The sequence below is a fragment of the Burkholderia sp. AU44665 genome (genome assembly GCF_030504405.1).
In the GTDB taxonomy this organism is placed as follows: Bacteria; Pseudomonadota; Gammaproteobacteria; order Burkholderiales; family Burkholderiaceae; genus Burkholderia; species Burkholderia semiarida.
Genome location: NZ_JAUJRI010000006.1, coordinates 16,930 through 28,840, shown reverse-complemented (window position 1 = coordinate 28,840; position 11,911 = coordinate 16,930). Strand labels below are relative to the sequence as shown.

12 protein-coding genes are annotated in these 11,911 nt (G+C 67.9%); 4 read left to right on the top strand and 8 right to left on the bottom strand.

Annotated features, from left to right (window positions below; all coding sequences use genetic code 11):
* The 5 genes from leuE to gloB form a co-directional block, all read right to left on the bottom strand.
* Complete coding sequence (gene leuE, locus QZM15_RS14820; protein WP_059573875.1) at positions 1–672, bottom strand: leucine efflux protein LeuE; 672 nt, start codon at positions 670–672, stop codon at positions 1–3.
* Between the two features lie 37 nt (positions 673–709).
* Complete coding sequence (gene carA / locus QZM15_RS14815; protein WP_059573876.1) at positions 710–1,855, bottom strand: glutamine-hydrolyzing carbamoyl-phosphate synthase small subunit; 1,146 nt, start codon at positions 1,853–1,855, stop codon at positions 710–712.
* Positions 1,856–2,220: 365 nt separating this feature from the next.
* Positions 2,221–3,438 (bottom strand): nitrate/nitrite transporter, encoded by a 1,218-nt coding sequence (locus QZM15_RS14810; protein ID WP_302106641.1) that lies wholly within the window; start codon positions 3,436–3,438, stop codon positions 2,221–2,223.
* Positions 3,439–3,620: 182 nt separating this feature from the next.
* Entirely contained in the window at positions 3,621–5,198 is a 1,578-nt protein-coding gene (locus QZM15_RS14805) for a transglycosylase SLT domain-containing protein (protein WP_060011512.1), read from the bottom strand.
* Between the two features lie 151 nt (positions 5,199–5,349).
* Entirely contained in the window at positions 5,350–6,186 is an 837-nt protein-coding gene (gene gloB, locus QZM15_RS14800) for a hydroxyacylglutathione hydrolase (RefSeq protein WP_059573879.1), read from the bottom strand.
* Positions 6,187–6,204: 18 nt separating this feature from the next.
* On the opposite strand from gloB, the gene QZM15_RS14795 reads away from it, so the two are divergent.
* Genes QZM15_RS14795 through dnaQ form a run of 3 tightly spaced genes read left to right on the top strand, consistent with a single transcriptional unit; the run spans position 6,205 to position 8,232 of the window.
* Positions 6,205–7,017: a class I SAM-dependent methyltransferase gene (locus QZM15_RS14795; RefSeq protein WP_059573880.1), complete on the top strand. Its 813-nt coding sequence runs from the start codon at positions 6,205–6,207 to the stop codon at positions 7,015–7,017.
* Positions 7,014–7,457, top strand: coding sequence for a ribonuclease HI (gene rnhA, locus QZM15_RS14790; RefSeq protein ID WP_059573881.1), 444 nt, complete (start codon positions 7,014–7,016; stop codon positions 7,455–7,457). The genes QZM15_RS14795 and rnhA overlap by 4 nt, the downstream gene beginning before the upstream one ends.
* 40 nt (positions 7,458–7,497) lie before the next feature.
* Complete coding sequence (gene dnaQ, locus QZM15_RS14785; protein WP_059644208.1) at positions 7,498–8,232, top strand: DNA polymerase III subunit epsilon; 735 nt, start codon at positions 7,498–7,500, stop codon at positions 8,230–8,232.
* Between the two features lie 27 nt (positions 8,233–8,259).
* Here the strand turns inward: dnaQ and QZM15_RS14780 are convergent, their stop codons facing one another.
* Complete coding sequence (locus QZM15_RS14780) at positions 8,260–8,592, bottom strand: YnfA family protein (protein ID WP_011545077.1); 333 nt, start codon at positions 8,590–8,592, stop codon at positions 8,260–8,262.
* Positions 8,593–9,129: 537 nt separating this feature from the next.
* On the opposite strand from QZM15_RS14780, the gene proP reads away from it, so the two are divergent.
* Positions 9,130–10,620, top strand: coding sequence for a glycine betaine/L-proline transporter ProP (gene proP, locus QZM15_RS14775; protein WP_060011506.1), 1,491 nt, complete (start codon positions 9,130–9,132; stop codon positions 10,618–10,620).
* A 112-nt stretch (positions 10,621–10,732) separates the two neighbouring features.
* Here proP and QZM15_RS14770 read toward each other — a convergent pair whose 3' ends face one another.
* Entirely contained in the window at positions 10,733–10,939 is a 207-nt protein-coding gene (locus QZM15_RS14770) for a hypothetical protein (RefSeq protein WP_059573884.1), read from the bottom strand.
* A 211-nt stretch (positions 10,940–11,150) separates the two neighbouring features.
* Positions 11,151–11,780 carry a glutathione S-transferase family protein gene (locus QZM15_RS14765; RefSeq protein ID WP_226232580.1) on the bottom strand — a complete coding sequence of 210 codons (630 nt, stop codon included), beginning with the start codon at positions 11,778–11,780 and terminating at the stop codon, positions 11,151–11,153.
* Between the last annotated feature and the right edge of the window lie 131 nt (positions 11,781–11,911).

The following is an 11,911-nucleotide window of genomic DNA, read 5'->3' as shown; positions in this document are numbered from 1 at the left end:
TCAGCTCATGGTCGCGAGCGCCAGCTTCACCGAGAAACCGATGAACAGGCCGCCCACGCTGCTCGCCGCGCCTGCCGCGAGCTTGCGGCGGCGGCGGAAGTGCTCGGCGAGCCGCGCGCCCGCGAAGATCAGCGTGCTCAGGTACAGGAAGCTCGCGCATTGCGCGATCGCCCCGAGCACGACGAACGACAGCGCGGGATGCGGGAATGCCGGGTCGACGAACTGGATGAAGAACGAGATGAAGAACAGGATCGCTTTCGGATTCAGCAGGCTCACGATCAGCGCTTTCCGGAACGGTTTGTCGAAAGACCGCTCGCCGTCGACAGCCTGCCGGGCCTCGACCGGCGCATCGCCGCGTGCGCGCAGCTTGCTCCACGCGCTGCGCAGCATCCCGGCGCCGATGTACAGCAGGTACGCGGCGCCGCCGTACTTGACGACGGAGAACAGCAGCGGGTTCGCCTTCAGCAGCGACGCGACGCCCGCGGCGGACAGCACCATCAGCACGGTATCGCCGACGAACACGCCGCAGGCCGCGCGATAGCCGGCCTTCACGCCGCGCTGCGCGGCGAGCGACAGCACGTACATCGAGTTCGGCCCCGGCAGCAGGATGATGAAGATCACGCCGAACACGTAGGTCCAGATATCCGTGATGCCGAGTGCGTGGCCGAACATGATGTGAATCTCCCGTCCTTCGGTTGCGTCGATGACGTTAAGCGGTGCGCTGCTTCGCCGCGTCCATCAGCGCGGTGAAACGGTCGAACAGGTAGCCGATGTCGTGCGGGCCGGGCGACGCTTCCGGGTGACCCTGGAAGCAGAATGCCGGCTTGTCGGTCAGCTCGAAGCCCTGCAGCGTGCCGTCGAACAGCGACACGTGCGTCACGCGCGCGTTGGCCGGCAGCGAATCGGCGTCGACCGCGAAACCGTGGTTCTGCGACGTGATCACGACGCGGCCGTCGCCGAGATCCTTCACCGGATGGTTCGCGCCGTGGTGGCCCGTCTTCATCTTCAGCGTCTTCGCGCCGACCGCGAGGCCCATGATCTGGTGGCCGAGGCAGATGCCGAAGGTCGGCACGCCGCGCTCGATGAAGGCCTTCGTGGCCGCGATCGCGTAATCGCACGGCTCCGGATCGCCGGGGCCGTTCGACAGGAAGATGCCGTCCGGATTCAGCGCGAGCGCGTCTTCCGCACTGGCCTGGGCCGGCAGCACCGTCACGTGGCAGCCGCGCTCGGCGAGCATGCGCAGGATGTTGTACTTGACGCCGAAGTCGTACGCGACGACGCGGTACTTCGGCGCTTCCTGCATGCCGTAGCCGCCTTCGAGGCGCCATTCCGTCTGCTTCCACTCGAACGGCTTGGTGGTCGACACGACCTTCGCGAGATCCATGCCGGCGAGGCCCGGGAACGAGCGCGCCAGCTCGATCGCCTTCGCTTCGTCGTCGGAACCCGTCAGGATGCAGCCGTTCTGCGCGCCCTTGTCGCGCAGGATGCGGGTCAGCTTGCGGGTATCGATGCCGGCGATCGCGACGACGCCTTCGTCGCGCAGGTAGTCGCCGAGCGTGCGGTCCATGCGGAAGTTCGATGCGAGCGTCGGCAGATCGCGGATGATCAGGCCGGCGGCATGGACTTTCGTGGCTTCGACGTCTTCGGCGTTGACGCCGACGTTGCCGATATGCGGATAGGTGAGCGTGACGATCTGGCGCGAGTAGCTCGGATCAGTCAGGATTTCCTGATAGCCGGTGATCGCGGTATTGAACACGACTTCGCCGATCGTATGGCCTTCGGCCCCGATCGAATAACCACGAAAGACCGTGCCGTCGGCGAGTGCAAGCAAGGCGGGAGAAAAAGACGGCAACACGGGAGGCTCCTTGGGGAACACCCTGCTGCCGACCTGTTTACCCTGCCGCGCGAGCGCCGCGCTGCGTGGGCGCGCGCGGTCGCTTGCTGGACGCGGCCTGCGTTGTCGAGACGCGAACCCGGCGCGTGGCGCACGAGGCTTCGCGGCATCGCCCGGCTGGCGGCGTGCGGCGGATGAACGGGATGAATGAGGTAGGCGCTAGGGTGCGAGGTTGATCAGCACAAACTTTCAAATTATAGCCTGAAAATGGGCCTATCTTCAATTGATATGGCCGTCCGATCATGGGCGCGCCGCGCTCGGCGGCGCGGCGCGACGTGCTGCGGCCCCGTTTCCGCGGCCGCCCCACCCGTGAGCGTACCGCCGGATCAGTGCGCTTGGCCAGCGCCGCGCGCGGGCCACACGTACCAGACCGCGCTCGCGAGCTGCAGCGCGAGCAGCACGCCCCACGCGGTGAAGTGCGCGGCGGCCGGATAACGGCCGTCGACGGCCGGCCAGTGCGACAGCACGGCGCCGACGCCGATCTGGAACGCAAAGATCAGCAGGAAGATCACGAGCGTGAGCGTCGTGTTCGCGCGGCCGATCAGGTGAGCGGGAAAGTGGCCGGCCATCACCGCGTAGGTCAGGATGCCCACGCCGCCGAACATCCCGTAGGCGGCCCACAGCACGGCCGGCGGCAACGGCACGCGCGCGACGATCGCGAGCTGGGTCGCGACGAACAGCGCCATGCCGATGCCGCAGGTGGCGTAGACCGACACGCCGCGCCGCTCGAGCACGCGCGCCGCCGCACCGAAGCCGACGCAGCCGGCCATCATCGCGAAGCCGAGCACCGACACGAGGCGCGCGGCATGCGGCGCGTCGAATCCGCCGACATCGCGCAGATACGGCCCGACCCACAGCGACTGCATCGCGTAGAACACGCCCTGCGTGACGACGGAGAACGACGCAATCTTCCAGAACGCGCGGCTGCCGAGGATATGCCACGTGCCCTTGAACTGGCCGACGAGCCCGCCCTGGTGGCGCGCCTGCTGCGCGTCGGGCGCGCCGATGCCGATCGACGCCGCGACGGCCACCGTCAGCACCGCGAGGCCGAAACAGATCGCACGCCAGCTCGCCCAGCCGAGCAGCCAGGTCAGCGGCGAGCCGACCATCACGCCGCCGAGGCCGCCCACGGCCATCACGAGGCCGTTGACGAGCGGCAGCCGGCCGACCGGGAAATGCTGCGCGAGCGCCTTGAACGCCGCGCCGAGACACACCGATACGCCGACGCCGATCAGCAGGCGGCCGACCATCATCGCGCCGATGCCGTGCGCCGCGCCGAACACGGCCGCGCCGGCCGCCGCGAACAGCAGCATGCCGGCCGTGACGCGACGCGGGCCGTAGTGGTCGAGCATCACGCCGGCCGGGATCTGCGCGCCCGCGAAGCCGAGGAAATAGAGACTGGTGAGCAGGCCGAGATCGGCGGCCGACAGGCCGAGCTCGTGCGTGACGAACGGCGCGAAGCCCAGATTGACGCCGCGAAACACATACGACACGAAATACCCGACCGAAAACAGCGCGAGCACCCTCACCTGCACCGACGACATCGCTTCCCCTTGTCATATGAAGACGCGCGACGCAGCGCCGCCGCGCCGCGCACAAACGAACGAACGCACAAACGAAAACGCCGTCACCTCGGTGACGGCGTTTCGTCGAATTCGTCGGATGATAGCGCAATCGTGCGGGCCTCACCGGCCGTTACGTCGCGCGGCAGCCGCGCTCGCTTCGCTTACTTCTTCTTGCCCTTGTGCGCGGCGGCCTTGGCCGGCGCGGCTTTCGCGGGCGCGGCCTTCGCCGGCTTCGCCGACGACTTGGCGGCGCCGCCGCGCTTGCCGCCGTGCGACTTGCCGCCCACCGCCAGGCTCGCGCGCTCGATGCGCGCACCGCCCGTCGACGTCGCGATCCGCTCCGGACCGGGTTCCGCCGGCACCGCGCGGCCGACCGGCACGTGCAGCACGAGCGCCTGGCCCGGCATCGCGAGATCGCGGTGCGTACGGTTCCATGCCTTCAACTGGCCGACCGACACGCCGTAGCGGCCGGCGATCGCCGCCATCGACTGCTTGCGGCGCACGCGGATCAGCATCTTGCGCGTGTCGGGGACGTCCGGCTCCATCGCGAGCGCGCCGTTTTCGGCGACGTCGGCGCTGATGTCCTCGTCATCGTCATCGCCGCGCGGCACGACGATCGTCGAGCCCGGCTTCAGGCGCATGCCGGCCGGAATCTTGTTGACCGACATCAGCGTATCGGCGTCGACGCCGATCTTCTCGGCGATCGCGGCCGGGCGCGCGCGTTCGCTGACCGTGTAGGTGGTCCACGACGACAACTGGCCGCTGTAGGCTTTCAGGTTCTTCTCGAACGCGGACGCGTTGTCGAACGGCAGCAGGATCTGCGGCTCGGTCGCGCCGAGGATCACCGGCTTCGAGAACGACGGGTTCAGCGAGCGGAACTCGTCGAGCGGCAGGTTCGCGAGCTTCGCGGCCACCGCCACGTCGATGTCGCGCGACGTCGTGACCGTCACGAAATACGGGTGGTTCGGAATATCCGGCAGCGCGAGGCCGTACTGCTGCGGGCTCGCGATGATGTTCTTCACCGCCTGCAGCTTCGGCACGTAGTTGCGCGTCTCGTTCGGCATCCGCAGGTTCTGGTAGTCGGTCGGCAGCCCGGCCGCCTGGTTGCGCGCGATCGCGCGCTGCACGTTGCCTTCGCCCCAGTTGTATGCGGCCAGCGCCAGATACCAGTCGCCGAACATGTCGTGCAGGCGGGACAGGTAGTCGAGCGCGGCGCTCGTCGACGCGAGCACGTCGCGGCGCTCGTCCTGCCACATGTTGCGCTTCAGGTTGTACGTGCGGCCGGTGCCGGGCATGAACTGCCACATGCCGGCCGCCTTCGCGACCGACAGCGCCTGCGGGTTGTACGCGGACTCGATGAACGGCAGCAGCGCGAGCTCGGTCGGCATGTGACGCGCCTCGAGCTCCTCGACGATGTGATACAGGTACTTCTGCGAGCGCTCGGTCATGCGCTGCACGTAATCGGGACGCTGCGTATACCAGGTCGTCTGCATGTCGACGAGATCGCTCTGCAGGTCGGGCATCTGGAAGCCGCGGCGGATGCGCGCCCAGAGATCGGAGTCTGCAGTGGTCAGGTCGCCGACGGATTGCTTGTCGACGTCGACAGTTTCTTTGGCGGTGGCTGATTTACGGAGGTAGTTGGACGTCGCCTGCGAATCGGCGGCGTTGTTGGCGACAGGGGGCTGGCTCGCACACGCGGCGAGTAGCAGTACCACCATCGCACTCAATATAAGTCGCATGAAAATCTCGGCTTCCGACGGCTGGAAATTGCAGGCGATACTACGGAAGTGCGTGCTTCACGTCAATAAAAACACCGAAAACTCAGCGAAATCCTACATTTGGAGCAATTTTTACAGATACCGCTTGAGCTTTGGAGTCCTCCGGAAAACGTCATCGGAACCGGTTTTTCCATTCGCGCATCAGCGTGAATGCCGTCAGACGATCCGTCACCGTTTCGTGCAGCTCGGCCTCGAGCGTCGCGTGGATCGCCGCGCTGTCGGCCCGCATGAACGGGTTGACGGCACGCTCGTGCGCGATCGTGGTCGGCAGCGTCGGCACGCCGCGCGCGCGCAGCGCCTGCGCGTCGTCGCGCCACGCGGCCAGTGCCGCATTGCCGGGCTCGCACGCGAGCGCGAAGCGGATGTTCGACAGCGTGTATTCGTGTGCGCAATGCACGCGGGTGTCGCCGGGCAACGCCGCGAGCGCGTCGAGCGACGCGAGCATCTGCGCGGGCGTGCCTTCGAACAGGCGGCCGCAGCCGCACGAGAACAGCGTGTCGCCGCAGAACACGTGCGGCACCGCGTTGCCCTGCCCGGCCGCGCGTCGACTTGCCGCGCCTTCGCCGGCCGCTTGAAAATACGCGATGTGACCGCGCGTATGGCCCGGCACGTCGAGCACGTCGAACGCGACGGCCGGCGCGTCGAGCGTCACGCGATCGCCGCCTGCAAGGGGCCGCGTGACCACGCCGATCGCTTCGGCCGCGGGACCGTAAACGGGCAGCGGCGCATCGTCCGGTTGGCTATTGCGCAGCGCCTCGACACCGCCGACGTGGTCGGCATGGTGGTGCGTGAGTAAAATAGCGGTCAACCGCCAGCCTCGTTCGGCAAGAACCCGGCGTACGGGGGCGGCTTCACCCGGGTCGACGGCGATCGCATCGCGGCCGTCCGAGACGAGCCAGATATAGTTGTCTTCGAATGCCGGAACCGGCACGTATTCCAGCTCGTTCATGGGCGCGCAATCATCGTTATGTCTGACCGTCAAATTATAGACTGGCCTGCCTGGACCGACTCGCCGCCCGGCCGCTACGTGCTGGGCTGGGAACAGGCGCAGCTCGACCGGATCGTGTCCGACGTCTTCGGATTCCACGCGCTGCAGCTCGGCCTGCCGCAGCTCGACGCACTGCGCGAGAACCGCATGCCGTATCGCGGCCTGGTGCTCGACCCGGCGAGCGGCGCGAGCGCGCCGTACCAGTATCCGTGGGCGGGCGAAGCGCACACGGCGGGCCATGCGCCCGCCGATCGCAGCACGACGTGGTGCGACCTGCTCGACCTGCCGTTCGAATCGCAAAGCGTCGACCTGATCGTGATGCCGCACACGCTCGAATTCACGTCCGACCCGCACCGCCTGCTGCGCGAGGCCGAGCGCGTGCTGATGCCGGAAGGCCAGCTCGTGATCACCGGCTTCAATTCGCTCAGCCTGTGGGGCATGCGGCAGACGTTCGGGCGCATGGCGAACCGCCCGTTCGTGCCGGCCACGCGCGACCAGATCGCATTCATCCGGCTGAAGGACTGGATCAAGCTGCTCGGTTTCGACCTCGAACGCGGCCGCTTCGGCTGCTACCGGCCGCCGCTCGCCACCGACCAGTGGCTGGCCCGCTACGGCTTCATGGAGGCCGCCGGCGACCGCTGGTGGCCGATCTTCGGCGCCGTCTACATGGTGACGGCCGTCAAGCGCGTGCGCGGCATGCGCCTCGTCGGCCCGATCAAGATGAAGAAGCCCGTTCTCGCACCGGGCCTGACGCCGGCGGCCTCCCCGACCACCCATCAAGAACGTTCATGACAACCGACACCATCGACATCTATACCGACGGCGCCTGCAAGGGCAACCCCGGCCCCGGCGGCTGGGGCGCGCTGCTGCGCTACGGCGACAAGGAAAAGGAACTGTACGGCGGCGAGCCGAACACGACCAACAACCGCATGGAGCTGATGGGCGTGATCGCCGCGCTCGAAGCGCTGAAGCGGCCGTGCCACGTGATCGTCCATACCGACTCGCAGTACGTGCAGAAAGGCATCAGCGAGTGGATTCACGGGTGGAAGAAAAAAGGCTGGGTCACCGCGGCGAAGACGCCCGTGAAGAATGCCGACCTGTGGAAGCGGCTCGACGCGCTCGTCGCGCAGCACGAGATCGAGTGGCGCTGGGTCAAGGGCCACGCCGGCCATCCCGAAAACGAGCGTGCGGACGCGCTCGCGAACCGCGGCGTCGAATCGCTGGCCGCCTGACGGCCGGCCGCCTTCTCCTGTTTTTGTTGCTTTTCCCGACATGCGCCAGATCATTCTCGATACCGAAACCACCGGCCTGAACGCCCGCACGGGCGACCGCCTCATCGAAATCGGCTGCGTCGAGCTGCTGAACCGGCGGCTCACCGGCAACAACCTGCACTTCTACGTGAACCCCGAGCGCGACAGCGATCCGGGCGCATTGGCGGTGCACGGCCTCACGACCGAATTCCTGAGCGACAAGCCGAAATTCGCGGAAGTCGCCCACCAGATCCTCGACTTCGTGAAGGACGCCGAGCTGATCATCCACAACGCGCCGTTCGACCTCGGCTTTCTCGATGCCGAATTCGCGCGGCTCGGCCTGCCGCCGTTCTCCGAGCATTGCGGCGGCGTGATCGACACGCTGGTGCAGGCCAAGCAGATGTTCCCCGGCAAGCGCAACTCGCTCGACGCGCTGTGCGACCGCTTCGGCATCAGCAACGCGCACCGCACGCTGCACGGCGCATTGCTCGACTCGGAGCTGCTCGCCGAGGTATATCTCGCGATGACGCGCGGCCAGGACAGCCTCGTGATCGACATGCTCGACGACGCGGGCGCCGACGGCGGCGCCGCGAACGGCCAGCGCGTCTCGCTCGCCGCGCTCGACCTGGCCGTGGTGGCCGCGAGCGACGACGAGCTTGCCGCGCACCAGGCTCAGCTCGACGAGCTCGACAAGTCGGTCAAGGGCACCTGCGTGTGGCGCCAGTCCGCCGCCGCGGATACCGCCGAAGCGGCCTGACGCACACGGCCCGCGCCGCGGCCGCGCTCACGCGCGCGGCTGCAGCGCGATGACGGCCATCCCGCCGAGCGCGAGCACCGCGCCGGCCACGTCCCAGCGGGTCAGCGCGACGCCGTCGACCACCCGCAGCCAGATCAGCGCCACCGCGATGTACACGCCGCCGTACGCGGCATACGTGCGCCCCGCCGCGCTCGGGTGCAGCGTCAGCAGCCACGCGAACAGCGCGAGCGACAGCGCGGCCGGCACCAGCAGCCAGGCCGGGCGGCCGGCCTTCAGCACGAGCCACGGCAGGTAGCAGCCGACGATTTCGGCCAGCGCGGTAGCGGCGAACAGCGCCGCGATCCTCATCAGTTCGGTCATCCGGTTCCTCGCGAATTCAGCCCCGTCGCGACGGGCGGCACGGCCGCGCCGCGCGCCGCCGATCATACCCGAGCGGGCCGCGCCGGATGCCCCGCCAGGCGGGCGACCCACGGCAATTTGCACGATCGTCCGTCATCGTGCTATCATGTCTCCCGTTTCAACATTCAATCTCTGTCTTTTCGATTTTGAGAGAAGTCCGTCCGCACGACGCGGGCCGGTGCCTCGATCGAAATTGCATCCACAGGAAAGCCCGCCCGACAGGCCCGCTTTTCTCGTTTCGCTGCCCCTCCGGGGCGTTGCCGGAAGCCGGACTCCTCGTCCGCACCGGCATCCGCCGCTTGCATCACGCGGCCCATTCTTCATGAGCGCACTGTCGCGACGGCCCATCGGGCCCGCGTCGAAGCAGCCCCTTGGCCCTTTGCTGCCCGCTGCGCAGCAACCGCTCGATGGTCTGCCCCGACGCGCAGCATGCGACACCGCGCTCGCCGGCAAACCGTGTCGGACGGCCCGCCCGTTCCGGCGCTGTCAAAGGAGTGCATGACCTTGACCGCAACACACGTCAGCCCGACCGCTGTCTCTTCCCCCGCTTCGCCGTCCGGCGACGCCCCGCTCACCGCGGACGACATCACCGTCGTCGACCAGAGCCTGCTCAAGCGCGCCGTCAGTGCGATGGCGATCGGCAATGCGATGGAATGGTTCGACTTCGGCGTCTACAGCTATATCGCCGTCACGCTCGGCAAGGTGTTCTTCCCGTCCAGCAGCCCGTCCGCGCAGTTGCTCGCCACCTTCGGCACGTTCGCGGCCGCGTTCCTCGTGCGCCCGCTCGGCGGCATGGTGTTCGGCCCGCTCGGCGACCGCATCGGCCGCCAGCGCGTGCTCGCCGCCACGATGATCATGATGGCCGTCGGCACCTTCGCGATCGGCCTGATCCCGAGCTATGCGTCGATCGGCATCATGGCCCCGATCCTGCTGCTCGTCGCCCGCCTCGTGCAGGGCTTCTCGACCGGCGGCGAATACGGCGGCGCCGCCACCTTCATCGCCGAGTTCTCGACCGACAAGCGCCGCGGCTTCATGGGCAGCTTTCTCGAGTTCGGCACGCTGATCGGCTATGTGCTGGGCGCGGGCGTCGTCGCGCTGCTCACCGCGTCGCTGTCGCAGGAAGCGCTGCTGTCGTGGGGCTGGCGCGTGCCGTTCCTGATCGCCGGCCCGCTCGGCCTGATCGGTCTCTACATCCGGATGAAGCTGGAGGAAACGCCCGCGTTCAAGCGCCAGGCCGAAGCGCGCGAAGCCCAGGACAAGGCCGTGCCGAAGGCGCGCTTTCGCGAGACGCTGTTCGCCAACTGGCGCGCGCTGCTGCTGTGCGTCGGCCTCGTGCTGATCTTCAACGTAACCGACTACATGGTGCTGTCGTACCTGCCGAGCTTCATGTCGTCGACGCTGCACTTCGACGAATCGCACAGCCTCGTGCTGGTGCTGCTCGTGATGGTGCTGATGATGCCGATGACGCTGTACGCCGGCCGCCTGTCGGACAAGGTCGGCCGCAAGCCGGTGATGCTCGCCGGCTGCGTCGGCCTGCTGGTGCTGTCGATCCCGTCGCTGCTGCTGATCCATGCGGGCACCACCGCGTCGGTGTTCGGCGGCCTGCTGATACTCGGCGTGCTGCTGTCGTGCTTCACCGGCGTGATGCCGTCGGCGCTGCCCGCGCTGTTCCCGACCGAGATCCGTTACGGCGCGCTCGCGATCGGCTTCAACGTGTCGGTGTCGCTGTTCGGCGGCACGACGCCGCTGGTGACCGCGTGGCTCGTCGACGTGACGCACAACCTGATGATGCCCGCGTATTACATGATGGGCGCCGCGTTGATCGGCATCGTGTCGGTCGTCGCGCTCGCCGAATCCGCGCGCCAGCCGCTGAAGGGCTCGCCGCCGGCCGTCGCGACGCGCCGCGAAGCGCATCAACTCGCTCGCCAGTTGCGCGAGGAGGACGACGAATCGGAGGTTTACGGCGTCGCGACGCCCGCCCGCGCGTAAGCGTCGCCCAATGAAAAAGGCCCCGGCCGAAGCCGGGGCCCGATCGAAACCGATCCCGCCCGACCGGCTTGCGCCGGCCGGGCTTTTTTTCATTCGATCGACGCGAACGCGCTCATGCCCGCGCTTCGCAGTCACGGCAGAAGATCAGCGCGCGCGACCGCGACACGGCCGCCTGCGCACCGCGCGCCGCGACGATCAGCCCGACCTGGCCGAGATTGAAATCGCGCTCGACCATCAGTTGCGTCAGCGCGGCAAGCGGCAACACGACGGACGGGTGGTACAGGCTCGATTCGATCAGGGCTTTCATCATCGGCTCCATCTGGCAATGCGTGATTTGATGGAGTGGATTCTAGGGATCGGTCGACGCCGGATAAACAGCGCGAATGCGAAGTCACTTGTCAGCCGTCGAGAACAATCGGCAGCGGCTTGCCGGACAAGGCCGCGCGGCGGCCGACAGCGGTCTGCGAGCGCCCGGCGGGCCGCTTCGAAGCCGAGGGCCCGTTCACGCCAATAACGGGCTTGCGCCGGCCCTACGCGAGCGGCGTTTCGACGAAAGCCGGCAGCGCTTCGGCGCGCGCGGAATGCGCGGCGAGCGCCGGATAACGGGCCGGATCGATCCGCGCGAGCACCGGGTAGTCGGCCGCCATGAACTGCGTGAAGCGCCACGCCACCGCGACCGTCACGTCCGACTGCAACGGTCGTGCGCCGCCGAACCAGCCGTCCGTGGCGGCGGCCAGCGGCTCCAGCGCGCCGTACGCGCCTTCGAGCTGGCTCAGCACGCGTTCCATCCATGGCTCATGCTGCCTGTCCGACGGGCGCAGCGCCTGCTCGTAGACGAGCTGCACGGTTTTCTCGGCCGCGGCGAGCGCGAACCCGATCGGCACCAGCGCGCGCAGCCGGGCATCGACGGCGTCGGGCAACAGGCGCCGCTCCGGCGCGGCCAGGTGGTCGAGATAGTCGACGATCAGCGACGAGTCGAGCAGCGTCGCGCCGCCGTCGGTCACGAGCGTCGGCGCCTTGACGGCCGGGTTGAGCGTCCTGAACCGTTCGAGATGACGGAACACCGAGATCGACTCGTGTTCGAACGGCAGGTCGAGCAGCTTCGCCGAAATGGCGACACGGCGCACGAACGGGGAATCCAGCATGCCGATCAGCTTCATCGCAAACGCTCCGTTTCGAGGGAATGGGACCGACGACTGTAGCAGCGTCGCGCGGCGGCGCCTAGCGCGCCCGTTCGCGTGATGCAGATCAGCCGCCCGCACATCCGGCTCCCGCTGCCCGGCCACAGTGA